Genomic DNA, 26984 nt, shown 5'->3' with positions numbered 1-26984 from the left:
GGAGGTCACATATGAAAGGCATAATTATTGCATCCTTTGGATCAATTTACCAAGATGCTGTGGAGAAATCCATTGGCAGTATAGAGAAAAAAGTACGTTCCATGTATAGCGATATGGAGGTACGCCGTGTATTCTTATCTGATGCATTAGTAGAGAAGTGGAATGAGAAGTACGAGGATAAGATTTCTTCTTTCACAGAGGCTATGCAAGATTTCGCTCGTATGGGTATCGATGAGGTGTACATTCAACCTATTACATTGGTGGCAGATCAGTGCTACCAACAAATGCGCAAACAAGCATTAAAATTTTTACATAGCAATGAATATGGTTTTAGTCAGGTTAATATTGGTAAACCATTGCTTACCTCTTTAGGTGTAAAAAATTATGCCGATGATTATGAAGCAACATTAGAAAGCATTGTTCGTCATGTTAATACAAAAGCACTTAATAAATCTGTTGTACTCATGGCGAATGGTCAAAATCAATTAGAGTTCAGTACTTTGCAATTAAAGGCTATGTATGGAGCAGCGCCAAACGTAGTAGTATTTACTACAAATGGTTTCCCTACCTTCAAACAAGCTCTTACTTTCTTGGATCGTATGGGGCATAAAGATTTGTTAGTTGTACCATTGGCTCTTATAGGTTCTACACATTTAATGGACTATCTTGGCGGTGAACGCTCCGATTCCATTTATGCTTTACTCGCTGAGGAAGGCTACAATGTAGATATCTGGAATGAAGGGCTTGGGGAAAACCCATATGTACAAGATTTGTTCTTGAAACATTTAGGTCAAGCTATCCGTATGTCTGATCGGAAGCGGCCCATGCCTAGAGAATCCGTAAAACCTGTCATGACAAATTCTCGCTTAGAAGCGCAAGGTTTGATTTCTTAATATTTGCTATTGCATAATTAGACATACATTACTCCATCCCTTTACATTAATAAAAATCCTCCTTGTTGGATATCCAATGAGGAGGATTTTTACTTTTACCATGAAAGATAAGAATAATTTCTATTTTATACGTACCACGGTATGCCCCTAAAGGATGGTCTATGGTATGATTAAGATACATTAATAGTTAATATAAGGAGACTTTCATGAAACAAGCTATCTTAGTTGTTGCCTTTGGATCCACTGTGGACAGTGCTCGTGAACATAATATCGATTCCGTAGTAGAACATATTCGTAAATCGTATCCAGATTATACGGTGGAATTAGCTTTTTCGTCTCGTATCATCGTTAAGCGATTACGTGATCGTGGTATTGAGATTCCTACTGAACAAGGGGCGTTAGAAAAACTGATTCAAGAAGGTTATACACATGTATATGTGCAGCCACTCCATTTCACCGGTGGTGAGGAGTTCGATAAATTGAAAAATAATATTCTTGCTCATGAGGGTGAAGGACAACTTGAAGTGTTGCGTGTAGGTAGACCTCTCGTATACTACATGGGACAAGAAGAGCATCCAGATGATTATCAAATCTTGATTGACCGTTTCATTAAATCTCTTAATATTTCTAAGGATGACGGTTTGTTAATGGTTGGTCATGGAGGTCTTGGCTCTGGAAACTCCTCGTATGGTAATTTACAGTTCAAATTGATTCGTGCTGGTCTTACGAATGTACGTATCGCTGTGCTAGAGAATGCTCCTTATGTGGCCGACGTAGCAACACCTTGGGAGTGGCTCGATGGTAAGCGCCCAAATACGATTTATTTACATCCATTATTATTAGTCCTTGGTGATCATGCGCAAAATGATCTCTTTGGCGATGAAGAGGATAGTATAGTGAATGAACTCGCTGAAGCAGGTTATGAGGTTAAACCAATCAATGCTGGTTTAGGTGAGTACGAAGTAATTCAAGATATTTTCCGTCAGCATTTACAAGATTGTATCGATGATTTGTATGGCAAACGTAGTGCTCATCGTCCTACAATACCAAATATTAAATAGTGCCTTTGTATATATTGCATAAATTAGTTATAATAAAAGATATTGCAATTATAAATAGAGTGTAGCTATAAGAAGAGGAGATACCCATGAAAGGTAAATTATATGGTATTGGCGTAGGCCCTGGCGATTCTGAATTGATGACTGTGAAAGCTGCTCGCATCGTAGGTGAAGCAGATATTATTATCACACCTAAAACAGAAAAGAAAGATGGTTCCGTAGCCCTTGATATTGCATCCCCATATATACAAGAACATACAGAAATCGTTCCCGTTGTATTCCCAATGGTGTTGGATGATTCTACGCAAGAGGAAGGCTGGCAAGAGGCTAAACGCATTATCTTGTCTTACTTAGATGAAGGTAAAAGTGTTGTATTCTTAACATTGGGTGACCCGATGTTCTATAGTACATATATGTATGTATATCGTTTGATTGAAAATACAGGTCATGAAATTGAAACAATTCCTGGCGTTACTGCATTCTGTGCTATCGGCTCTCACCTTGGCTATCCAATTGTAGAGAAGGAAGAGGTATTGGCCATCGTTCCAGCTACAGCGCCTAAAGAAAAAATCGATGCTGTATTGGCTGTTGCAGATGATGCAGTTATCATGAAGGTATATAAAAACTTTGATGAAGTACAAGAAACCTTGATTAAACATAATATGGCAGATGATGCGGTTATGATTAGCCGTGTAGGTTTGCCTGATGAGCAAGTATTCGTAGGTTTAGATAATATGCCAAAAGATACTAAACTTAACTATTTATCTACAATTCTTGCAAAACGCAAGGATCGTTAACAAATACGTCGTATTACGAGGTAATATCTATGAACACAGTACAGATTCCACGTGTTGTCATTGCTGGTACCAACTCTGGTGTTGGTAAAACAACTATCGTAGCGGGTTTATTGGCCGCTTATGCAAATGGTGGACGTACGGTGCAATCTTTTAAAGTGGGCCCGGATTATATTGATCCGGGCTTTCATAAAATTGCATCCGGCCGTGACAGTTATAATTTAGATACGTGGCTCGTGCCACCTCACAAGTTAACTCCTTTCTTTGCTACAATGGCACATGATGTAGACCTTGCCATTATTGAAGGTGTTATGGGCCTTTATGATGGTGGTCGAGAAGGCGTTAGTTCTACGGCTCAAATTGCTAAACAGTTAAATGCACCGGTGGTGCTTGTTATTGATTGTAAGGCTATGGGTGAAAGTGCGGCCGCTATTGCTAAAGGTTTCCGTGATTATGACCCAGAGGTAAACTTTGGAGGTGTCATTTTAAACCGCTTAGGCTCTGCTAATCATGAGCGTATGGTTCGTGAAGGAATGGATAAAATTGGCGTACCCGTTATTGGTGCTATTTACCGTGATGACCGTATGCATTCACCAGAGCGTCATTTAGGACTTACACCGGTTACTGAAATTGATCCAACAGAGGCGATTAATACGATTCGAGAAGCTGTCGAGAAGATGGTAAACCTCGATGCACTATTGGAAATTGCTACTAATGCACCAACTATCGAACTACCAGATGCTATAGATGTTAAAACCATTGAAAAACGTGTGAAAATTGGTGTAGCTTATGATGAGGCATTCTCTTTTTATTATCCTGCTAGTCTTGCTGCGTTAGAGGAAAAAGGGGCTGAGCTTGTTTATTTTAGTCCGCTTAATGATTCGGTAATTCCTGATGTAGACGGACTTGTATTTGGTGGTGGCTTCCCAGAAATGTTCTTATTCCAGTTATCTAGTAATGAGTCTATGAAGGAATCTATCCGCCAAGCTAATGCACAAGGTATGCCTATTTATGCCGAATGTGGTGGCCTCATGTATCTTTGTGAAAGTATTCATGACTTCGAAGGTTCTATATATAAAACTGTAGGTATTGTACCTGCCAATTGTGTGATGCAACAAAAGCTTCAAAAGGTGGGCTATGTTACAGCAACTGCAAAGAGAGATACTTTGCTAGGCGCTATGAATACAGCCATTCGTGGTCATGAGTTCCATTTCTCTACAATGGAGCCAACTATAGATGACTTCCCATGGGCTTTTCATTTAGAAGGGGGCCGTAAACCTCAATCGTATGACGGCGGCTATGCAACAGAAAATGTATTAGCTTCTTACTTACATTTGAACTTTGCTGGCTCTGATGAAGGGGCACAACACTTTGTTGATACATGTGCTGCTTACAAAGCCCAAAAGTTATAGATGTGTAGATGTATTAGTTCGTATTAAAGGAGCTATTATGGAAGAACGTGGATTAATTCTAGTTAATACAGGCAATGGTAAAGGTAAAACAACAGCGGCATTGGGCGTTGTTTTACGTGCTGTTGGACAAGGTTTTAAAGTTCTTATATTACAATTTATTAAGAGCGGCAATGGCTATGGTGAATTGTCAGGTCTCGCTAAACTAGGTGATCAAGTTGAAATTCGTTCTATGGGAAAAGGGTTTATTTACTATAACCGTAATGAAGTAGGGGAAGCTGAGCTTGCTCGCCACAAAGAAGCAGCACAAGCCGCTTGGCGTACATTGGTAGAGGAAGTAAACTCCGACAAATGGGATTTAATTGTTATGGATGAAATAAATAATGCTATTAATTATGAGCTTATCGATGTGAATTCTGTAGTGGAAATGCTAAAAAATAAGCCTAAAAGACTTCATGTTGTTTTGACGGGGCGTTATGCTAAACCTGAAATCATTGATATGGCGGATACTGTAACAGAAATGAAGGTAGTAAAGCATGCTTATGAAAAGGGCATAAAAGCGGCTAAAGGAATAGAATTTTAATTTAATTCAAAAGAATCGAAAAAAATCGAAAAAGACCTTGCTAAAACTATATCGAAAATGTATAATATAGTTATAAGCACAGAGGTGCTCAATATTCTTGACATTAAGTATGTATATAAGACTAACCAGGAGGTTAACTATGGCTGTACATGATTACATTAAATCTGGCGATTTCGCTACTGAAAAACACGTTCCTGTTATCGAAACAGTTGATACTGTAAAAGCAGGTGAAACATTCCACGTTACTTTATCCGTAGGTAAAGACATTGCACATCCAAACACTGTAGAACATCATATTGAATGGATTAAATTATACTTCGTAGCTGAAGGTACTCAATTGCCATTTGAAGTTGGTGAAATTTCCTTCAACGTACATGGTGATGGTGCAACTGCAAATGAAGGCCCAGTACATGCAATTTCTGAAGGTACATTGGCAGTTTCCTTGAAAAAATCTGGTAAATTGATTGCTGTATCTTACTGCAATATCCATGGTTTATGGGAATCCGAAAAAGATATCGTAGTTGCTTAATTAACTATTACAACTAATAAAGACCAGTCCTAGGGCTGGTCTTTTTGTATATCTATATGTTTCTTATCGTGTGATAAGAACGTAATTTAAACTATCAATAATAGATACTTAATAGTGTTATGCGTAATATATGATATGACTATTTAATGTATATTCATTAAATTATAGACATATTATTCTATTTTTAATGTCCGTATAAAAAAGAATTTTGTATCACTCCAGTGGATTAATTGCTGTATATCCCTTTACAGTGCTATTTGTTTGTGGTAAAGTATATGCATATTGATATTTAGTAAACATAGTTAAATGAGGGATTATTGTGGCCTTAATCGTTAAAAAATTTGGTGGTAGTTCCGTAGCTACACCAGAAAAAATATTTAATATTGTTGATCGCGTTCTTCGTGAGAAGCAAGCTGACGATAAAATCGTTCTTGTTGTATCTGCTATGGGTGATACAACTGATGACTTGGTGGCCTTAGCTAAACAAGTTACATCCAAGCCGTATGGTCGCGAAATGGACCGCTTGTTGTCTACCGGTGAACAAGTAACAATTGCATTGATGGCAATGGCTTTTAACGAACGTGGTCAGGAATCTGTATCCTTAACAGGTGATCAAGCAGGTATTACAAGTAGTGATACGTTTAATAAAGGTCGCATTTTGGGCGTTGATCCTAATCGTGTGTTTGAAGCTTTGGATGAAGGTAAAATTGTAGTAGTTGCTGGTTTCCAAGGTATAACTGAATATGGTGATATGGTGACATTAGGCCGTGGTGGCTCTGATACAACAGCTGTTGCATTGGCAGGTGCTATGAAAGCGGATGTATGTGAGATTTTTACGGATGTAGACGGCGTATATTCTACAGATCCTCGCGTGGCGAAGGAAGCTTTCAAATTAGAAGAAGTAACGTATGGCGAAATGCTTGAAATGGCACGCCTTGGTGCAGGTGTAATGCAACCGCGTGCCGTAGAAATGGGTTTCCGTTATGGTGTACCTATTCATGTACGTTCTACATTTAGTGATAAACTAGGTACTATTATTCGGGAGGATTATACTGTGGAAGCAAATAAACACGTAATTACTGGCGTAGCTGATGATACAAATACAGCAAAAGTAGCCCTTGTAGGCGTTGAAAATAAACCAGGCGTTGCAGCGACTGTATTCAAAGCATTAGCTGCTAGAAACGTTGACGTAGATATGATTGTTCAATCTATTCGTTCCGTGGGAGAACCAAAAACTGATCTTATCTTTACAGTAGCTATGGATGATGTGGTATTAGCTCGAGAAGTATTAGAAGAATTACAAAAAGCAGTAGATATTGAAGCTGTTAATATTGATGAAAAAATGGCTAAAGTTTCCATTATTGGTGCAGGTATGTTAGGACAGCCTGGTGTAGCTGCGCAAATGTTTGATATTTTGAGCCAAGAAGGTATCAATATTGAAATCATTTCTACTTCTGAAATTAGTATTTCTTGTCTTGTTGCTGAAGATCGCGTAAAAGATGCTGTTCGTGTAATTCATAATGGCTTATTGTTAGATCAACGAGGTTAATCATTGCATGGATAGTCTACGTAGTTTTATGGATGAAATGCTCAATGACCAAGGTCGTAAGGAAGGTTTCATTAGCGATCTACTAGGAAATCTAAAAAATCAGCCTATTCCAACATTGGAACAAGCTCAAACTGGTTACACAACAATGAGTAATTTACATGGTATCTTCTATGATTACGATAAGTCTGAGGTTACTATTACTTACAAGGTTGTACCAGATATGTATCAACCATATACATTGAGTTTTATACAATTCGAAGCCGTGTTAGAAGGCTTATTAACCTTGCGTCGCAATCAAAAGTGGCAGATGCAACATAATAAATAATATGAACCCCATGGGAATACTTGCCTATGGGGTTTTATAATTCGATAATTATTCTTAACATCTATATATAGAGTCATCGATATGATATAATAAATTATTCAGAGAGAAATCATTATATTAGTATAGAAAGAAGGGACAGCATGGAAATAAATAAGGTTTATTCTGGCTTTCGCCTTGACCGCATTGAGCGCATTGATGAGATCAATGGTACCGCTTATGAAATGAAACATGAAAAGTCTGGTGCTCGTTTAATTTATATTGATTCACCAGATTCTAATAAAGTATTCAATATCGCTTTTAGAACAACACCACATAATAGTACTGGTGTTGCACATATTATGGAACATTCCGTTTTATGTGGTTCTTGTAAGTTTCCTTTAAAAGAGCCATTTGTTGAGCTTGTTAAGGGATCTTTGAACACGTTCTTAAACGCTATGACTTACCCTGATAAAACAATGTATCCTGTAGCCAGCAAGAATGATAAAGATTTCCACAACTTGATGGACGTATATCTTGATGCTGTATTGTATCCACGGGTTCGTGAAGATGCGGAAATCGTAATGCAAGAAGGTTGGCATTATGAATTAGATAGTGCGGACGATGAACTTACCTATAAAGGTGTTGTATTTAATGAGATGAAGGGGGTTTATTCCTCTCCGGATTCCGTTCTAGAACGCCAAATGATGCGTGAACTTTTCCCAGATACCACTTATGGTGTTGATTCTGGTGGAGACCCTGATCATATTACGGACTTAACTTATGAAGAGTTCCAAGAGTTCTATCGAGTTCATTATCATCCATCCAATAGTTATATCTTCCTTTATGGTGATATGAATATTGAAGAGCAATTGGCATTCTTGAATGATGAGTACTTAAGTCATTTTGATGCTATTGAGGTTAATACAGAGGTTGGTATACAAACGCCATTTGCGGAAGGTAAAGTGGTAAGTTATCCATATAGCGTAGGTTCTGAAGAGCCAACAGACAACCGAACTTTACATTCCTTTGCCTATGTGTTACCTGATGTAACACCTGAGCATAGCTTAGCTTTTGAGGTATTAACACATGCATTGTTGACATCTCCTGCGGCGCCTCTTAAACAGGCTTTGGTGAAAGCCGGTATCGGTTCTGATGTGAGTGGTTATTATCTTGATAGTATCCGTCAACCTTTGTGGACCGTGCAAGCAACTGGTTCTAATCTCGATAAACAAGCTGACTTGCAGCGTATTGTGGAATCTACATTGCAAGAACTTTGTGATAACGGTTTAGATAAAGAATTATTAGAAGCTTCCTTGAATAGCATTGAGTTTGCTCTTCGTGAAAGCGACTTTGGTGGTCGCCCAATTGGTCTTGCTTATGTTATCCGTATGATGGATAATTGGCTATATGACAATGACCCACTTGAGTTATTACACTACGAAGAAGCATTAGTGAATATTCGCAAGGGCTTATCCGGTACGTACTTTGAAGATTTAATTCGTCAATCTATCTTAAATAACAATCATAAAGTGCTTGTTTCTATTTATCCTGAACGTGGTCTTCAAGAGCGCAAGGATGCAGAGGTTAAAGAATATTTAGCTTCTGTAAAAGCTAAGATGACTCCAGAAGAAATCGAAGCGATTGTAGAGCAAACAAAACGACTTAAACTTCGTCAAGAGGCTCCAGATAGCGACGAAGCATTAGCGTCGATTCCATTGCTTGAATTATCAGATTTAAATCCTAATATTGAAGAAGTAGAACGTCGTGAAAGTAAAATTGGCAATACTACAGTACATTTTGTACCTACTTTCACAAAAGGCATCAACTATGTAGGTCTTTACTTTAATTTAAGTTGTCTTACAGAAGATGAGTTGTTCTATGCCGATATTCTAAGTGATATTATCGGTCGTATCAACACATCTGAACGTGGCTATGAAGCATTGGCGAAAGATATCAATATGAATCTTGGTGGTTTAAGCTCAGATATTACGGCTATTAGCAAAGATGGTAAGCGTGATGAATTTACTCCTCTCATGATTGTTCGAGCTAAAGCCTTGCATTCTAAATTACCTGACTTATGCCGTTTGATTAACGAAGTAGTACAAAAAGCAGATTATAGTGACCATAGACGCTTGACCGAACTTGTTCAAGAAAGCAAAGCTATTTGGGATAATGAAGCGTTTCGTCGTGGCAACTCCATTGTAAGTCAACGTGTTATGGCACAAGTATCTGCAGTTGGTAAATTTAGAGATAATGGTAACTTTGGTTACTATCAAAAGATTAGCGAATTGGCTTCTAATCCTGCGGCATTACCATTATTGCCGGAAAAATTAGCTGATGTGGCTCGTAAGATTTTCCGTGCTAATAATGTAGATATCATGTTCGTTGGTGAAGAAGGAGAATTAGAAGCCTTTGAAAATCTTATGAAACCATTGATTGAAACCTGGGATACTACTGACTTAAGTAATGATACATTAAAAATTACACGTTTGTCTGGTAATGATGGTATCGTTACAGCTGGTAAAGTTCAATACGTAGCTCAAGGTGGTAACTTTATAGACCATGGGTATAAACACGTAGGCCCAATGAGTGTATTGGAAACGATTTTACGTTATGAGTATCTTTGGATTCGTATTCGTGTACAAGGCGGTGCTTACGGTGCCTTTGCAAACTTCTATGACGATGGTAATATGATTTTCTGTAGCTATCGCGATCCAAACTTGGTAGAAACATTAAATGTATATAAAGAATTACCTCAATACCTTCGTGAGTTTACGTTGACTGATCGTGAGATGCGTAAATATATTATCGGTACTATGAGCTCCTTGGACTTGCCTATGACTCCTGCGTTGCGTGGTCCACGTGCGATGGGAATGTATTTTAGCGGTGCTAAACTAGAGGATAAGGTAGAGTTTCGTAAACAAGTTATCGCTTGTAAGCCAGAGGATATCGTTGCTTTAGCAGATGTGGTTGAACCAGTATTGAAGGACAATCATATTTGTACAATGGGGAACGAACAAAAAATTAAAGACGCTGGTAAGGTATTCGATAACATTATTTCTCTAGGATAATCGTTTTATATTATTTATAGTGGCATATTCTGTGTAAGTTTACGGGATATGCCACTTGTTTTGTACTGTAGGAGAGCATCATGAAAGGTCGATTTGCTCCAAGCCCCACAGGATATATCCATCTTGGAAATGTGTGGATAGCCCTATTATCTTATGTTTCTACGAAGCAACAAAAAGGGCAGTATGTTGTGCGAATGGAGGATATAGACATCCAACGCTCTAAACGTGAGTTAGGGGAAGCTCTATTAGATGATTTAGAGTGGCTAGGATTTGAATGGGATGAAGGACCTCGCGTTGGTGGACCAGAATCAACATATTGGCAAAGTGAACGACAAACATATTATGGAGACGTATTAGAACATCTTGCATCAGAAAAACTAATTTATCCTTGCTTTTGTAATCGCACAAGATTGCATTCTATTGCTTCGGCGCCCCATGTAGGAGAGGTAGTACATCGATATGATGGTCATTGCCGTCATCTAGAGGATAAATTGATAAAAGAGTTTATGATGTCTAAGGAGCCATCTTTGCGTTTAGCCGTTAATTTCTGTGATATAGATTTTGTAGATCGTTGGCAAGGCTTTCAACATATTCATTTGGAAGGTGAATTAGATGATTATGTATTGCGTCGTGGTGACGGTATGTATGCCTATAATTTAGCTGTTGTACTGGATGATATTGCTATGGGGATAACGGAGGTCATTCGTGGAGACGATTTACTAGAGACTACAGGGCAGCAAATATATTTATATAGAACATTACAAACCAGTTTCAAATCTAAAAATATACAACTACCTTCTTATGGGCATGCTCCATTATTAATTGATTCTGAAGGGCATAGATTATCTAAGCGACAAAAGAGTATTACTATTCGTGAATTACGTGAAAATCAATGGTCTCCTAATAGGATTTTAGGTGAGCTGGCTATTGTAGGGGGCTTAGTTGAAGCTCATACATTAAGTCGTAGAGAAATCAGTTTATCTGAATTAATTGAGATTGATTTAAATGTACCTAGTCTTAGTCAGAAAGCGATTGAGATACAAATTAAAGAATAGAGTAATAAAATAGTATTGATTTATGTTATAGGATGTTTGCTAAAAGAGAATAATTCTTTAACTATATAATTCGATATAATATATTGACAATATTCGATATTTATTTATAATAGTATATAAGAGGTGGTCGAAATGACAATTCAACAAGCTTTAGATCAAAAAGTATGGGCCGTTATTGGAGCTACCCATAAAACCGAGAAGTTCGGTTATAAGATTTATAAATGTCTTAAAGATCACGGATATGAAGTATATCCAGTCAATCCTAATATTGCAGAAATAGATGGAGACATTTGTTACTCTAGTCTTTCTGCACTTCCCGTTGTGCCTGCTGTGGTAGATTTTGTTGTACCAGAAGCAGCGGGGTTAGCTGCACTTGATGAATGCAAAGAACTTGGCATTTCTGTTGTGTGGTTGCAACCGGGGGCGGATAAACCATCTGTTGTTGAAAAAGCACATGCTTTAGATCTGCATGTCATTCAAGATTGTGTATTAGTTCAATTACCGTAGGAGGGTACAATGAGCGAATTAAAAGATTTAAAAACTGCTGAATATCAAGATTTAGTAAACCAAGGTGGTGTTACTGTTGTTGACTTCTGGGCTCCATGGTGCGGTTATTGCGTACGTATGATGCCAATCATTGAAGAAATTGCAGGTGAGCTTGAAGGTAAAGCTAACTTTGTAAAAGTAAACGCTGATGAAGAACCAGAATTAGCACGTAACTTACAAGTTGAAGTATTGCCTACATTCGTTATTCTAAAAGATGGTGAAGTAGTAGACCGTAAAATTGGTTTCTTGCCTAAAGGCGATCTTCAAGCGGCTATCGAATCTAAATTCTAATACTATAATTAAAATCATATAAATAGAGGAAAACCTCATCAATGTATGTGTTGTACATTGATGAGGTTTTTTTGCTTTTTTAATATAGACCTAAATATATTTAACGTTTATGCGTTACTAAACATAATACATTGAGTTCCTAAACATAATACATCTAAAAGTGGGGTTTATGTCCATTTAAGGATTGGTATTACGCAATTGTGGTGGAGAGTGGTTTAAATTATTTATTTTTGAATATTTAATCGAACATATGTATTGTAGAAAAGAGGAGAAAAATAGAGATTAAACAAGAAAAATATAAAAAAGTGGGATAAAAATAGATTTTTTGTTGTGAAAGGTGGGGAATTGTGGTAGAATTTACCATATAGTGGTGGATAAGAAATAGTAAAGGGCGGTGATACATATGTTCATGGGCGAATATAATCACACCATTGATACAAAAGGGCGGATGATTATACCTGCTAAAATACGTGAACAACTAGGCGATTTGTGCATCGTTACAAAAGGCCTAGATAACTGCTTGGCTATTTACACCGAAGAGGCATGGAAAAAAATTTCTACAGCTTTACAATCACAATCCTCCACTAAAGCTAGCGTGCGTGCTTTAAAACGTTTTGTTTTTGGTAGTGCCGCTGAACTTGAATATGATAAACAAGGTCGTGTCCTCATTCCTGTACCATTACGTGAATATGCAAGCCTTGATAAACAGGCTGTTATTGTAGGTGCTGGAGACCACGTTGAAATTTGGAGCCGTGAAAAATACGATTTCTATGATGAGCAAGTGGCTGAAAGTATGGAAGAATTAGTTGAAGGGCTTGAAGGGATTATGTTATAGGAGGCTATGATGGAATTTAATCATACTAGCGTACTCTTACGTGAAACGGTGGACTCCGTCGTAACTAATCCAAAAGGCATTTATGTGGACTGTACTCTTGGTGGGGCAGGACATGCTCATGCAGTGGGCGAGATGCTAGATCCAGAAGGCATGATTATAGGTTTAGATCAGGATGAAGATGCTTTGAGTGTAGCTCGACAGCGTTTATCTGATTTGAAATGTCAGGTGTTAACAATACCTACAAACTTTTCTAACTTAAAAGAAGCCCTTCAAAATGCGGGCATTTATGAAGTCGATGGTTTTATATTTGATCTTGGTGTATCCAGCTATCAACTAGATACTCCTGAACGAGGTTTTTCATATATGAATGATGGACCTCTTGATATGCGAATGGATAAAGATGCACCTCTCACGGCAGAGGAAATTGTCAATGAATATGACAGTGAACAATTACTACAAATTATCCGCGATTATGGGGAAGAACGATGGGCTAAAAGAATTGTCGAGTTTATTGTTGAAGCACGTCAAGAAAAAAGAATTACTACTACTGGCGAGTTAGTTAGAATTATTAAGAATGCAATACCTGCAAAGGCGCGACAAGATGGACCTCATCCGGCAAAACGGACGTTTCAGGCCATACGTATTGAAGTAAATAGAGAGTTAGCAATTTTGCATGATAGTTTTGTAGATGCTGTATCGATGTTAAAACCAAAGGGAAAGATTGGAGTTATTACATTCCACTCCTTGGAAGATCGAATTACAAAGCAAACTTTTAAAGAGTTAAGTACTGCATGTATATGTCCTCCACAATTGCCTGTGTGTGTTTGTAATCACAAGGCAGTTGTAAAGGCAAAGAATAAGGCTATAGAGCCAAGTATAGGGGAGATTGAAGTTAATCCGAGAGCTAGAAGCGCTAAATTGCGCGTAGCAGTAAAGTTGTAGATTTGGAAGGGGTTAAGTGTTATGTTAGCGAGAAAGGCTGTTGTGGGCCAAGTAAAAGGTGATATGTTGGTCATTGCACAAGGGAAAAGACGTAGTGCAAACGTAGCTTTAGATTTAAGCCCTATGATGTGGCAAGTAGTATATGGTATTGCTGCATTAGTTGCATGCTTACTTATTATGATGGTTATGAATGCATACAGTACAAAGTTGGGCTATGAGGTAGTTAAAACACAGCAAGCTGTAGTACAATTAACAAAAGATAACGATGCATTGGACGTTGAAGTGGCTTCCTTGAAGTCTCCTGTACGTATCCAACAAATCGCAGAAGAACAACTAGGAATGGTTTTGCCTGATTCTTTTGTTTATAGCACAAAAAGCGCTGTTACTGAACGTAATGTACAAGAGAAACAGCAAATTATAGACTAGCAGGCGAAGCAGCTCGAATTGGGCTGCTTTCCTTTGCGTGTAAAGGAGATTGTATATGAAACACTTACAAGATATAGTAAAAACCTTACATGCACCGCATGTAGAAGGTAATACAGCTGTTGAAATTTTAGATGTTACCGCTGATTCTCGTGCTGTAAAAGAAGGTAGTTTATTTATTGCTTTAGATGGTGCTACTGTCGATGGACATGATTATGTTAATAAAGCTGTTGAGGCTGGGGCAGTAGCTGTATTAGTATCTAAACCTATTGAGATAAGTAGTGACGTTTGTGTTATCACTGTTGAAGATACACGTGCGGCTATGATGGCCTGTGTGCCATACTTTTTTGATTATCCAGCCAATTCCATGCGCATGATTGGTGTTACTGGTACTAATGGTAAAACGACTACAACTCATATGATTCGTCATATTTTGAGAGCTCAAGGTCATAAGGTCGGTGTGATTGGTACTGTTCATATCATGATTGGTGATACATCATATCCGATTCATAATACGACTCCTGACGTAGTAGATTTACAACATATTTTGCATCAAATGGTAGAAGAGGGTGTTACACATTGTGTAATGGAAGTATCTTCTCATGCGTTGGCTTTAGGACGCGTATCTGGTGTTGAGTATGATACGGCTGTATTCACAAATCTTACACAAGATCATTTAGACTTTCACAAAACATTTGAAAATTACTTGGCAGCTAAATGTAAACTATTTGAACAAGTTAGTAAATCAAACCAAGTAAAATCTGGTAAGGGTGCTGTCATCAATATTGATGATGCCTATGGACAGCGGGTTGTTGAAAAAACTACAGCCCCTATCATTACCTATAGTATCGATGGTAGCGGCACATTGAATGCTCATGACGTTGATATGACGCCAAAGTCTAGCCGTTATACTGTATCTTATGATGGTCATGACTATACAGTTGCAATGAATACGACTGGCTTGTTTAATGTGTATAATACATTAGCAGCTATTGGTGCCTGCCTATTAGAAGGTATTTCCATGGAAGACATCGATAAAGCGTTGAAAACATTTAGTGCTGTACCTGGTCGTTTTGAATTGATTGAAGAAGGTCAACCATTTGCTGTTGTTGTAGACTATGCACATACACCAGATGGGTTAGAAAATATTTTACAAACAGCAAAGGCTATTCAAGAAAATCGTATTATTGTAGTCTTTGGCTGTGGCGGTGACCGAGATGCAACGAAACGCCCTATTATGGGACGCATTGCGGCACAATACGGTGATGTTGTGTATGTTACATCTGATAATCCGCGTACAGAGGATCCTGTACAAATTGTTAAAGATGTGGAAGTAGGCGTTAAAGACGGCCTTCGAGAAGGAACTCATTATGAAGTTATCGTTGATCGTAGGGAAGCGATTCAACATGCAATACAACATGCAAAACCTGGGGATATTGTACTCATTGCAGGTAAGGGGCATGAGGATTACCAAATCTTAAAGGATAAAACGATCCATTTTGATGATCGTGAAGAGGCGCGAGCAGCCCTCAAGGAGATCTAATATGGCAGAATTTACATTGTCTCAAGTACTGGAGGCCACAAAGGGGACGAGTGCACATACCGACAATATTAAGTTTTTCGATGTGTCTACTGATACAAGAACTATTGAATCAGGCTTTTTATTTGTAGCCTTAAAAGGTGATACCTTTGATGGCCATGATTTTATCAATGCGGCTATTGAAAAAGGTGCTACAGGGGCTATCGTTGAAAAAGGACGTTCTGTAGAAGGTATTGCTTGTATAGAGGTAGACAATACTTTGGTAGCATATCAAAACTTAGCACGATATCATCGTCGCCGCTTTGATATTCCTGTAGTTGCTATTACTGGTTCCTCTGGTAAGACAACGACAAAAGAAATGGTGGCAGCCGTACTTGGCACAGAATTTAATGTATTAAAAACTGAGAAAAATTTTAATAATGAAATTGGCTTACCAAAAACATTATTGCGCTTGACTGCTGAGCATGAAGCTTGTGTTGTCGAAATGGGTATGCGTGGGCTCGGACAAATCGAAGAACTGGCGTTGATTGCAGAACCAACGATGGGGATTATTACCAATGTTGGTACTAGTCACATCGAGCTTTTAGGTTCTCGAGAAGCCATTGCCGAAGCGAAAGGTGAATTGATTCGTTGCTTGCCTGAAAACAGCGTGGCTATCCTCAATGAAGATGATCCATATGTAAAAGCAATGGATCGTTTGGCTAAGGGTAAAACAATCACCTATGGTATTGAACGGAATGCTACTTGTATTGGTAGTCATCTGCGCTATAAAAAAGATGGTATTAAGTTCACTTGTAAGTGTTATGACGAAGTTTTTGATATCTTCTTGCCTATGATTGGTGAACACAATGTATATGATGCATTGGCGGCTATCGTTGCAGGTCGAGTGCTAGGCATTAAATCCAACACAATTCGCAAAGGTTTGAGTGAGTTTAGTGGAACTCCAATGCGTCAAGAAATCGTCCCATTTGAAGATATTGTTATCTTAAATGATGCTTATAATGCAAACCCTTCATCCATGGCAGAAGCTATTAAAGCACTTGGCCAATTAGAAGGTAAGCGTAAAATTGCGATGTTAGGCGATATGCTCGAGCTCGGCGACTTCTCTGAAGAAGCACATCGTGAAATCGGCCATTTGCTTGCTGAAGAGGGGTATAGTGTTGTATTCACCTTTGGTGATGCTGCTGCCTTCATTGCAAAGGAAGCAAAAAAAGCAGGTTTAACTATATTCCGTTGTAACAGCCATTTAGAAATGGCCAACGCATATAGTGATATTCGTGAAAAAGGGGATGTTATCCTTGTGAAAGGTTCTCGTGGTTTACGAATGGAGCGCGTTGTTGAAGAATTAAAGGATCGAGAATAATAGGTAACGGCTAGTTATATCTAGCCGTCCTATTTATTAATAAGTAGAGGATTCATATGATAAATCACATTCTATTAGCCTTCGTAGCGACTTTCATCATTACGGTAGTGCTAGGTAAAATTGCTATTCCTATGTTGCGTTCTTTGCACGCACAACAAAGTATTCGTGAAGAAGGCCCTGAAAGTCATCAAGCAAAAGCCGGTACGCCAACAATGGGTGGTGCTTTCATGATGGTGGCCCTTGTTATTGGCGTGGCATTGTTTGCACCATGGAATGTGGGCACAGGTATGTTATTATTTTTAACACTGGGTCATTGTTTATTAGGTTTTTTTGATGATTTTGTAAAAGCAGTAAAGAAACGAAATCTTGGTTTAACAGCGAAGCAAAAATTACTTGGACAATTTATATTGGCTGCCGTATTCTGTTATTGCATTACTGAGATTATGGTTGTTCCTACCACATTATGGATTCCTGTTGTAGATATACAATTACAATTGGGATGGGGGTATTATGTATTGGCATTCTTGATTATTGTAGGAGCTACAAATGCAGTAAATTTAACAGATGGTCTTGATGGTCTTGCTGGTGGTACATCAGCAGTGGCGGCGATAGCATTCTCTGTTATTGGCCTGATGGCTGTATCGATGACAAATTCTATCGGTGCTGAAAGTGTTGCGTACTTCGGTGCTATTATAGCAGCTGTATGTCTTGGCTTTTTGGTATATAATGTGAACCCTGCAAAAGTATTCATGGGGGATACAGGCTCTTTGGCATTAGGCGGTGCCTTTGCAGCAATGGCTATTTTAACTAAAACAGAATTGTTACTTGTGGTGATTGGCGGCATTTTTGTTATGGAAGCATTATCTGTTATTATTCAAGTTATTTCTTTCAAAACACGTGGTGTGCGTGTATTTAAGATGAGTCCTATTCATCACCATTTTGAACTTTCCGGATGGGCAGAACAAACAGTTGTTAATCGTTTCTGGTTTGGTGGAGCTGTTTTAGCCATTATTGGTGTGCTTTTAGCGACTATAACTTTATAAGATAATACTTAACGGAAGTTGTAAATAATGGTATGCTTGTTAGATAGGATACATTAATTTTGTAGATAATTTAGGTGATATAGATGGAATACGGAGATAAACATATACTTGTTCTTGGCGCTGGAGCCAGCGGTATAGGTGCATCTTGGGTATTAGCCCAAGTGGGTGCGCGTGTTGTGTTAAATGATTATAAGCCCATGACACTGCCTACGGCTGAGGAGAAACGACTCGTTGCGGCAGGGGTAAATATTATTACAGGACGTCAAGATGAATCCTTGCTAGATGGCGTGGATCGTATCGTTATTTCTCCAGGTATTTCTTTAGATATTCCGATTGTAAAAGCAGCACAGGCTCGTGGTATTGACGTGGTCAGCGAAGTAGAATTAGCTTATGAAGTATCTAAATCACCTATCGTAGCTGTTACTGGTACAAATGGTAAGACTACGACAACAACCTTATTAACTAAAGTACTAGAAGGCTCTGGAAAACCAGTTCACGTCGGTGGAAATATTGGTGATTCCCTTAGTGAAGTGGCGTATTCTATGCCTGCAGACGGTTTTTTGGTAGCTGAATTATCTAGTTATCAATTAGAGACAATCAAGCATTTTAGGCCTATTGGGGCTATTATGCTCAATATTACTCCAGATCACTTAGCTCGTCATAAGACGATGGAAAACTATATTGCTGCGAAGGAACGCATCTTTGAAAATCAATTAAGTACAGATTATTTAGTGTTGAATATAGATGATCCCGTTGTAGCTGATATGGAACATCGTGCGCCTAGTCATATTCTAAAGATTAGTCAAAAAAAAGCCGTAGAGAATGGCGCTTATTATGCTGATGGGAAATGTTATATTGCTAAAGATGGGGTAGCAAAATTTGTTATTGGAAATGAAGATATTCATATTCCAGGCAGTCATAATATTGAAAACATATTGACCGTTATTGCTTTATCTTATGCATTGGGCGTACCCGTAGAGACAATTCATCGTATTATTAGTGAGTTCCATGGCGTTGAACATCGTTTAGAACGCGTTAAAACGATTGATGGTATTACATTTTATAATGATTCTAAAGCGACTAATGTAGATTCTGTGGTTAAAGCATTAGAATCCTTTGATCAACAAGTTATTCTATTAGCTGGTGGTCATGATAAAATGACGCCTTTAGAAGACTTCATGGAGTTAGTTAAGGAGAAGACTAAAGCGGTTATTTTCATGGGGGAAGCGGCAGATCGTTTCGAGACGGCTGCAAAAAAGGCTGGTGTGAAGCCGATTTATCGTGCTTTATCCATGAAGGACGCAGTAGAGAAAGGCTATAAATTGGCAGAGACGGGCGATATTGTGCTATTATCTCCGGCTTGCTCAAGCTTTGATTGGTACAGCTGTTTTGAAGAGCGTGGAGATGACTTTAAACGTTGTGTTCATATGTTGCAAGAGGGAGGACACCATTAATGAAACGTGTTATTATTTCAGGTGGTGGCACTGGTGGACATATATATCCAGCAATAACTATATATAAGGAAATTATGAAACAAAATCCTGATGCAAAGGTGTTATATGTTGGTACCAAGCAAGGTCTCGAGGCTACATTAGTTCCTAAAGAGGGAATAGAGTTTACTACGATTCCTGTGCAAGGCTTGCAGCGTCAATTATCGTTAGGTACTTTAGTTACATTAGGTAAAACTGCTTTAGGCATTGTAAAAGCTAATGCTATAGTTTGTAAGTTTAAACCTGATGTTGTTATTGGTACTGGTGGTTATGTATGTGGGCCTGTTCTCTTGGCTGCAGCATTACATAATATTCCTACTATAATTCAAGAACAGAATGTCATAGCAGGTATTACTAATAAAATTCTGAGTCGTTTTGTTGATGTGGTAGCCCTAGGCTATAAGGATGCGGAAGCATCGTTTTCTAAAGCAAAGCGCGTAGTCTATACAGGGAATCCTGTTCGTCCAGATGTGCTAGTTGATTCGAGAACAGTGGGACGTAACTATTTCAATTTAAGTGATGATACCTTTACAGTACTCATAGCTGGAGGTTCTCGAGGGGCGAGAACTATTAACAATGCTATGATAGATGTACATAAACACTTCCAAGGTGTGAAAGGTATTAAATTAATCCATATTGCGGGAAACGGAGAATATGAATCTGTTTTATCCCAATTGGGCATTACCGATGGGGATGGTTTAGGTAGTTCATCTTTGATTTTGCCGTATTTACATGATATGCCAAAAGCACTAGCAGCAGCCGATTTAGCAGTATTTAGATCTGGTGCTATAGGTCTTGCAGAATTAGCAGTTCGCGGTATTCCATCCGTATTGATACCGTATCCATACGCAGCGGAAGATCATCAAACCTATAATGCACGTATCTTTGTACAAGAAGGGGCGGCGCATATGATTGTAGATAAAATGTTGAGTGCTCACGATTTAATAGGGGAAATCGAGATGTTTATGGCCAACCGTGATTTGTTGGCACAAATGGGAGACCGAGCATTGCAATTGGGGAAACCGAATGCGGCTCATGATATTGCAAAATTAGCTTTATCTATTGCAAAGTAACAAGGAGAGGTTTTATGTTAGACGGTATTCACAAAATTCACCTTATCGGTATTGGTGGATCTGGTATGCGTGCGATAGCGAATATTTTGATTCAAAAAGGTTATGATGTATCTGGTTCAGATATTGCTGAATCTGCGGTGATTTCTAAGTTTAGAGATATGGGTGCCACGGTGCATATCGGTCATAATAAAGAATATGTAAATGGTGTTGATGCCATAGTTCGTTCTACAGCGATTCGTGAAGACAATCCTGAAATTGTTGCCGCTAAAGAGCAAGGGATTACCATTTTACATCGTTCTGATATTGTAAAGGCTGTATTAGATGTAACAGATGGTATCGCAGTAGCTGGTGCGCATGGTAAAACATCTACAACCTCAATGATTGGACAAATTTTAGTGGAGGCTAATGCGGATCCTACAGTAATTATCGGTGGCGAAGTAGATTATCTCAAAGGTAGCAGTTGCCTTGGGAAAGGCCATTTTTCCGTTGTGGAAGCGGATGAGAGCGATGGTTCATTTTTAAAATTGCATCCACATACTATCGTTATAACTAATATTGAAGATGATCATATGGATCATTATAAAACTATGGATAACTTGTTAAACGCTTTCTGTGAGTTCGTCGAAACGTTACCAGAAGCAGGCAAAGCTATCGTATGTGGTGATAATGAAAATATTCGTTATGTTATGAGCCGCGTAAAACGTACTTTTATTACGTATGGGTTAGAGGATAATAATGATTATGTAGCAAAAAATATTCATTATGTGGACTCTTCCTTGGTATATGATGTATATCATAAAGGCATTAATATAAGCCGCATCAGCTTGCGCGTGCCTGGAGAACATAATGTATTAAACTCATTGGCAGCCTTTATTGTGGCTCATGAATGTTGCGGTGTAGAGAATCGCTTTATCACAAAAGCGTTAGGTAAATTTATCGGTGCAAAACGACGTTTTGAAACAAAGGGTCATGTTGGTGGAGTCTGGGTTGTCGATGATTATGCACATCATCCAACAGAAATTAAAGCGACCTTAAGAGCGGCAAAAGAGCTTGAAAAACATCGCGTTATTTGTGTGTTTCAACCGCATCGGTATACACGTACAAGTTTGTTGAAAGATGAATTTGCCACTGCTTTTACAAGTGCTGATGAAATATATATGACAGATATTTACAGTTCTGGTGAAGATCCGATTGCAGGTATCGATGGACGTACTATTCCTGACGCTGTTGAAGCCGCTACACATAAGGTTGTACATTATGTACCATCTGTTGACGACATACCGGCTGTATTGGCAAAAATTGTGCGACCTAATGATCTGGTTATCACAATGGGTGCCGGTTCTATTAATCAATATGGACCCAAATTATTAGCTATATTGGAGGAAGGCTTACAATGAAAGATAGAAAAATAATCGTATTGATGGGTGGCCCTTCCAAAGAGGCTGAAGTATCTCGCCGTACTGGCGTTGCTATTGCGGAAGCACTCGAAAGCAAAGGGTATAATGCGCAAACATTAGAACTTAATCCTCGTACTGTTTTAAAAGATATTGAATCCTTAGGCGGAGAGATTGTATTTAATGCAATTCACGGCCGTTATGGTGAAGATGGCGCATTACAAGGCTTGCTTGAAATGGCAGAAATTCCATATACTGGATCGGGCATCATGGCTCATGCGGTAGGAATGAATAAAAAAGTAAGTAAAGATGTTTTCAAAGGAGCTAATATTCCAACAGCCGCTTCTGAATCCTTTAATGGTAATTTAGAATCTGCAGAAGCTATTATAGGACATATTCGTAAACAGTTTACGATTCCTGTAGTGGTAAAATCTGCTACTCAAGGATCTAGTATTGGCGTTACCATTGTTCGTGATGAGGTACAATTGGAGGATGCTGTTACAGAGGCACTAAAATATGATCCGATTCTTGTAGTAGAGCAATTTCTTGATGGTCGCGAATTTACAGTATCCGTTCTTGACGGCAAGGCCTTGTCAGTAATCGAAATCCGTCCACATTCTGGGGAGTATGATTATACCAGCAAATATACTGTAGGTGCTACAGAATATTTAGTGCCTGCGCCTATTAGTGAAGAAATGACTGCTGAGATGCAACGCATAGGGGAACTTGTGTATCGTGAAGTACAAGGCAGTGGGGTTATTCGTGTTGATATTATGACAGATCATGCAGATGATATGTATGTTCTAGAATACAATACTGTGCCAGGTATGACGGCAACGTCTTTAGTACCAAAGGCAGCTAAAGAAATGGGAATTGACTTTCCAACATTATGTGAAAAGATTCTATTAACAGCTAGTATAGGAAAATTTTAAGGGCTGAATAGAACATAAGGAGTTATCTATGGATGATAAGCAATACCATCCATCCAACTCTGGGGAGATGCAGTCTTCTACACCTGTTCAAGATGAACGGGCTGTATTTAGAAAACGAGTGTTAAAAATCGGTGGTGCAGTTACTCTCGTGTTGGTGGGATTGTTTACACTACCTATTCCTTTTGGATCCTTAAAAATTATAGGGTCGGATAAGGTAACTGTACAAGATGTAATGGTAGCAGGGGATATTCATGAACCTGTAAATATATTGCAAATTAGTACAGAGAAATTAAAAACTAGATTGGCGAAAGACTTACGGGTTGAAGAGGCCCAAATTAGTTATCAATTGCCATTTACAATGGTTGTACGTGTCATAGAGCGCAAAGCTGTTGCAGTTGTACCAGCTCAGTTTGGTTATTTAACACTTGACAGTAAAGGTCAAGTGATTGCATCAGAGCCTGCAATACAAGATACGTCGGTACCAATGATATCAGGTGTTAAGGCGGGAAATATTTTGTTAGGTGATACCGTTGTGGATAAGCCCATTTTAGCGGCTCTTGAATACTTAAACTCTCTTGATGAGAGCACCTTCAAGACTATTGCAGAAGTCAATATAGGAGATCCTGATGCAATAATGGCTTATACCGTATCGGGGGTGCAAATTAGATTAGGAGATAGTAAAGACTTACCTAAAAAAGCCGAGTTAACTCAGTCTATGTTACAAGATATTAAGACAACACATAGCAATGTACAATATATAGATGTTAATGTTTCATCACCATATATAAAAACTGATGTAATACCGGAAGTTAAAAAGCATCAGACTGGAACAAAGACAACAGAAAATTCATCTACTAAGAAGGATGATAAAAAACAAGATAAACAAGGTCATGTTGAAGATAAAAGGTAGATGATTGTCGTGAGACACGAACGGTGGGCAATAGCCTTAGTCAGTTGTATATTGGGTTTCATGGTTGTTACTCAATATAAGATGACTCAAGATAATATAGAAGAAAATATCCGTTTACAACGGGCTGGTGATTTAGCCGTACAATTACGAGAGGCTCAAAGTGAACGTGATACATTGTTAAAACAAATAGAAGAACTTAAACAGTCTGGTGCTAGTAGCAATGTTAAAGCAGATGAACAGTTGATGATGAAAGCAGCTTTAACTAATGTTAAAGGTACAGGTGTTAGTGTATTAATTGAGGATAGCTTAAAGCCAATTCAAAGTGGTGAAAATCCTAATTTATATGTAATTCATGATGAAGATATTTTACGTATTGTTAATGAATTGCGAGCTGGTGGGGCTGAGGCGATAGCTATCAATGATCAACGTCTCATAGGGACTTCTGAAATACGATGCTCTGGTCCGACTATTACTGTGAATGGTAAGGTTTTTGGGGCTCCTTTTACAGTTAAGGCAATTGGTGATCCAAAAACACTAAATTCTGCGCTCACCATGCGAGGCGGTGTGGTGGATTCCTTGAAACACTGGGGCATAAAGGTAACCATAAAGGAAGAAAATGAAATAGCTATTCCAGCTTTTACAGGAACCTTTAGAGAAGAGCATATAAAGCCTAATGAAACAGGAGGTAAAGAATGAATATTTATATCTTTGCCATTGTTGGTTTAATTGTAGGTACTACATTAGGGTGGCTTTCACCATTTCATATACCTATAAGTTATGCAAATTACACATCGGTCGCTGTTCTGGCTGCACTAGATGCTGTATTTGGTGGTAGCCGGGCTGCATTGGAACGAACCTTTGATCTTAGTAATTTTGTACTTGGGTTCTTTTCAAATGTTGTGTTAGCTGTTATTCTTGTATATGTAGGTGACCTCATAGGAATTAACCTATATTACGTAGCTCTTATTGGCTTTGGATTGCATGTATTTATTAATGTAGGCGCTATACGAAAGATTATTATGACTAAGCGATTCTAATAAATCACATTCTATATAGTGGAAAGTTTTTAAATTTTAGTGTAAAATAAATGTAATTGTTATAAGATTGTCAGTATATAAATCGATACATTGGGACGTATATTGATACGATAGATAACGATAAGAGGAGGAAGTTCAATGTCTGATTTTGCAAATATTAAAGTTATCGGTGTTGGTGGCGGCGGTAATAACGCTGTTAATCGCATGGTAGATAGCGATCTTAAAGGTGTTCAATTTTTATCCGCTAATACTGAAAGCCAAGTGCTTGAATTATCTAAAGCGGATGTAACGATTCAAATTGGCGAGAAGGTTACAAAAGGTCTTGGTGCAGGCGCAAATCCACAAATCGGTGAAGAGGCTGCTCAAGAAAGTCGCGAAGAAATTATAAAAGCTCTTGAAGGTGCTGATATGGTATTCGTAACTGCTGGTATGGGTGGTGGTACTGGTACAGGTGCTGCTCCTATCGTTGCAGAATGTGCTAAAGAAATCGGTGCCTTGACAGTAGGCGTCGTTACTAAACCGTTCGCTTTTGAAGGTAAACGCCGTCGTGCACAAGCGGAAAAAGGCATTGAATTCTTGACTCAAAAAGTAGATACTATTATCGTTATTCCTAATGATAAATTGTTGCAAGTTGTAGATAAAAAATGTTCCTTAAGCGATGCATTCCGTACAGCTGATGATGTACTTCGCCAAGGTATCAAGGGCATTTCAGACTTGATTCAAGTTCCTGGCTTGATCAATCTTGACTTTGCAGATGTTAAAACTATCATGACTGAACAAGGCGAAGCATTGATGGGGATTGGCGTTGGCGAAGGTGAAAACCGCGCTGCTGACGCAGCTAAAATGGCTATTAATAGCCCATTGTTGGAAACATCTATCGATGGTGCAAAAGGCATCTTACTCAATATCTCCGGTAGTGCTAACTTAAGCTTGTTTGAAATTAATGAAGCTGCCGAAATTATTTCTGAAGCGGCGGATCCTGATGCAAATATTATCTTTGGTTCTGTTATCGATGAAAGCTTAGGCGATACAGTTCAAATTACTGTTGTGGCAACTGGTTTTAATTCAAATACTAAGAATGTACCTGAATTCGGTAAAACAACAACTACATCCCGTCCGGCATCCACTACAAATACTAACAATGGTATCCCTGATATCCCTGTATTCATGAAACGCTAATTTATAGATTGTATAATTATTATACCTATCAATTAGTAACTTATTAAGACATACCATTGGTATGTGTATAGGAGGTAAAAATGAAGAAATTAGTATTATTAACTTTAGCAGCTACAGTTGTAGCCGGCAGTGCATTTGCTGCAGCTCCTGTAACAAAAATTAGTGATGGATCCACCAAGGTACAAGCTGATTATGCTTTTAAACAACACGTATCTAACGGTGGTGGCAATAGCAATGATGGTTTCGGTGTTTCTTTACAACACGACCTTTCCAATAAAGCTGCATTACAATACTCTTACGATAAATTAAATGCAAAAAATGGCGATATTAAAGATCATCAATTAGCATTGGTTTATAAGGTACATCCAAATGTAAATCTATATGGTGCAGGTACTGCGATTCGTACAAATGATACTGAACTTGGTTTCCAAGCTGGTGTTATCGGTCATGTACCTTTGACTAATAAAGTAAACGGCTTTGCTAAGGCTGGTTGGGGTAATGATATTAAGCAAACTTATCAAGTAGGTGCTCAATATGAAGTACGCCCTGATGTAGATTTGAATGTATACTATGGCTATGATAAATATAGCGTAGATAGCAATGATAAAACTGCAAAAGGTTTACACGCTGGTGTAGGCTACTCCTTCTAAGGATGATAAGGACCACTCTTTTGAGTGGTCTTTTTTTATATATTTACTGTTTTATTGTATATTTGTTAACAATTTTTCCTAAATAAGGTAC

Annotated in this window: 27 protein-coding genes; all 27 read left to right on the top strand. The window is 38.3% G+C overall.

Features of this window, described 5'->3' with window-relative positions; translation table 11 throughout:
• Positions 1-11 precede the first annotated feature (11 nt).
• The 27 genes from VPHSUH08_RS02170 (at position 12) to VPHSUH08_RS02040 (ending at position 26893) form a co-directional block, all read left to right on the top strand.
• The gene (locus VPHSUH08_RS02170; RefSeq protein ID WP_008714159.1) at positions 12-893 is read left to right on the top strand and encodes a sirohydrochlorin cobaltochelatase; all 882 of its coding nucleotides are present in this window, start codon (positions 12-14) and stop codon (positions 891-893) included.
• Positions 894-1099: 206 nt separating this feature from the next.
• Entirely contained in the window at positions 1100-1954 is an 855-nt protein-coding gene (locus VPHSUH08_RS02165; RefSeq protein ID WP_077708519.1) for a sirohydrochlorin cobaltochelatase, read from the top strand.
• An 86-nt stretch (positions 1955-2040) separates the two neighbouring features.
• Complete coding sequence (gene cobI / locus VPHSUH08_RS02160) at positions 2041-2748, top strand: precorrin-2 C(20)-methyltransferase (protein WP_105086610.1); 708 nt, start codon at positions 2041-2043, stop codon at positions 2746-2748.
• Between the two features lie 29 nt (positions 2749-2777).
• Positions 2778-4157, top strand: coding sequence for a cobyrinate a,c-diamide synthase (locus VPHSUH08_RS02155; RefSeq protein WP_105086609.1), 1380 nt, complete (start codon positions 2778-2780; stop codon positions 4155-4157).
• 37 nt (positions 4158-4194) lie between these two features.
• Positions 4195-4737, top strand: coding sequence for a cob(I)yrinic acid a,c-diamide adenosyltransferase (cobO, locus tag VPHSUH08_RS02150; RefSeq protein ID WP_105086608.1), 543 nt, complete (start codon positions 4195-4197; stop codon positions 4735-4737).
• A gap of 139 nt (positions 4738-4876) precedes the next feature.
• Positions 4877-5266 carry a class II SORL domain-containing protein gene (locus VPHSUH08_RS02145; protein WP_004697147.1) on the top strand — a complete coding sequence of 130 codons (390 nt, stop codon included), beginning with the start codon at positions 4877-4879 and terminating at the stop codon, positions 5264-5266.
• 319 nt (positions 5267-5585) lie between these two features.
• Positions 5586-6815, top strand: coding sequence for an aspartate kinase (locus tag VPHSUH08_RS02140; protein ID WP_004696240.1), 1230 nt, complete (start codon positions 5586-5588; stop codon positions 6813-6815).
• Between the two features lie 7 nt (positions 6816-6822).
• Positions 6823-7140 (top strand): hypothetical protein, encoded by a 318-nt coding sequence (locus tag VPHSUH08_RS02135; protein ID WP_004696238.1) that lies wholly within the window; start codon positions 6823-6825, stop codon positions 7138-7140.
• A 140-nt stretch (positions 7141-7280) separates the two neighbouring features.
• Positions 7281-10190 (top strand): insulinase family protein, encoded by a 2910-nt coding sequence (locus VPHSUH08_RS02130; RefSeq protein ID WP_004696235.1) that lies wholly within the window; start codon positions 7281-7283, stop codon positions 10188-10190.
• Positions 10191-10270: 80 nt separating this feature from the next.
• A complete protein-coding gene (gluQRS, locus tag VPHSUH08_RS02125) occupies positions 10271-11245 on the top strand; it encodes a tRNA glutamyl-Q(34) synthetase GluQRS (protein WP_105086607.1) in 975 nt (324 codons plus the stop codon).
• Between the two features lie 132 nt (positions 11246-11377).
• Positions 11378-11752, top strand: coding sequence for a CoA-binding protein (locus VPHSUH08_RS02120; protein ID WP_004696231.1), 375 nt, complete (start codon positions 11378-11380; stop codon positions 11750-11752).
• 9 nt (positions 11753-11761) lie between these two features.
• Positions 11762-12082, top strand: coding sequence for a thioredoxin (trxA, locus tag VPHSUH08_RS02115; protein WP_004696229.1), 321 nt, complete (start codon positions 11762-11764; stop codon positions 12080-12082).
• Positions 12083-12485: 403 nt separating this feature from the next.
• Positions 12486-12917, top strand: a complete 432-nt coding sequence (mraZ, locus tag VPHSUH08_RS02110) for a division/cell wall cluster transcriptional repressor MraZ (protein WP_004696227.1) — start codon at positions 12486-12488, stop codon at positions 12915-12917.
• A 9-nt stretch (positions 12918-12926) separates the two neighbouring features.
• Positions 12927-13859, top strand: coding sequence for a 16S rRNA (cytosine(1402)-N(4))-methyltransferase RsmH (gene rsmH, locus VPHSUH08_RS02105; protein ID WP_004696226.1), 933 nt, complete (start codon positions 12927-12929; stop codon positions 13857-13859).
• A gap of 21 nt (positions 13860-13880) precedes the next feature.
• Entirely contained in the window at positions 13881-14285 is a 405-nt protein-coding gene (gene ftsL / locus VPHSUH08_RS02100; protein WP_004696224.1) for a cell division protein FtsL, read from the top strand.
• A 55-nt stretch (positions 14286-14340) separates the two neighbouring features.
• Complete coding sequence (locus VPHSUH08_RS02095; protein WP_105086606.1) at positions 14341-15825, top strand: UDP-N-acetylmuramoyl-L-alanyl-D-glutamate--2,6-diaminopimelate ligase; 1485 nt, start codon at positions 14341-14343, stop codon at positions 15823-15825.
• Between the two features lies 1 nt (position 15826).
• Positions 15827-17185, top strand: coding sequence for a UDP-N-acetylmuramoyl-tripeptide--D-alanyl-D-alanine ligase (murF, locus tag VPHSUH08_RS02090; RefSeq protein ID WP_105086605.1), 1359 nt, complete (start codon positions 15827-15829; stop codon positions 17183-17185).
• Positions 17186-17241: 56 nt separating this feature from the next.
• Positions 17242-18228, top strand: coding sequence for a phospho-N-acetylmuramoyl-pentapeptide-transferase (mraY, locus tag VPHSUH08_RS02085; RefSeq protein WP_012864508.1), 987 nt, complete (start codon positions 17242-17244; stop codon positions 18226-18228).
• Between the two features lie 83 nt (positions 18229-18311).
• The gene (gene murD / locus VPHSUH08_RS02080; protein WP_105086604.1) at positions 18312-19682 is read left to right on the top strand and encodes a UDP-N-acetylmuramoyl-L-alanine--D-glutamate ligase; all 1371 of its coding nucleotides are present in this window, start codon (positions 18312-18314) and stop codon (positions 19680-19682) included.
• A complete protein-coding gene (gene murG / locus VPHSUH08_RS02075) occupies positions 19682-20791 on the top strand; it encodes an undecaprenyldiphospho-muramoylpentapeptide beta-N-acetylglucosaminyltransferase (RefSeq protein ID WP_105086603.1) in 1110 nt (369 codons plus the stop codon). The genes murD and murG overlap by 1 nt, the downstream gene beginning before the upstream one ends.
• A gap of 14 nt (positions 20792-20805) precedes the next feature.
• Positions 20806-22188, top strand: a complete 1383-nt coding sequence (gene murC / locus VPHSUH08_RS02070) for a UDP-N-acetylmuramate--L-alanine ligase (protein WP_105086602.1) — start codon at positions 20806-20808, stop codon at positions 22186-22188.
• Positions 22185-23117 (top strand): D-alanine--D-alanine ligase, encoded by a 933-nt coding sequence (locus VPHSUH08_RS02065; RefSeq protein ID WP_105086601.1) that lies wholly within the window; start codon positions 22185-22187, stop codon positions 23115-23117. Before murC ends, VPHSUH08_RS02065 begins: the two co-directional genes overlap by 4 nt.
• A gap of 28 nt (positions 23118-23145) precedes the next feature.
• The gene (locus tag VPHSUH08_RS02060) at positions 23146-24027 is read left to right on the top strand and encodes a cell division protein FtsQ/DivIB (RefSeq protein ID WP_105086600.1); all 882 of its coding nucleotides are present in this window, start codon (positions 23146-23148) and stop codon (positions 24025-24027) included.
• Positions 24028-24723: a DUF881 domain-containing protein gene (locus tag VPHSUH08_RS02055; protein ID WP_105086599.1), complete on the top strand. Its 696-nt coding sequence runs from the start codon at positions 24028-24030 to the stop codon at positions 24721-24723. It abuts the gene before it with no gap.
• Positions 24720-25064 (top strand): small basic family protein, encoded by a 345-nt coding sequence (locus tag VPHSUH08_RS02050; RefSeq protein WP_004696202.1) that lies wholly within the window; start codon positions 24720-24722, stop codon positions 25062-25064. The genes VPHSUH08_RS02055 and VPHSUH08_RS02050 overlap by 4 nt, the downstream gene beginning before the upstream one ends.
• A 138-nt stretch (positions 25065-25202) precedes the next feature.
• Complete coding sequence (ftsZ, locus tag VPHSUH08_RS02045) at positions 25203-26243, top strand: cell division protein FtsZ (protein ID WP_004696200.1); 1041 nt, start codon at positions 25203-25205, stop codon at positions 26241-26243.
• An 80-nt stretch (positions 26244-26323) separates the two neighbouring features.
• Entirely contained in the window at positions 26324-26893 is a 570-nt protein-coding gene (locus tag VPHSUH08_RS02040; protein WP_004696198.1) for an outer membrane beta-barrel protein, read from the top strand.
• Positions 26894-26984 lie beyond the last annotated feature (91 nt).

This window comes from Veillonella sp. S13054-11 (assembly GCF_002959795.1).
GTDB lineage: Bacteria > Bacillota > Negativicutes > Veillonellales > Veillonellaceae > Veillonella > Veillonella parvula_E.
This window is presented reverse-complemented; position numbering and strand designations above follow the sequence as displayed.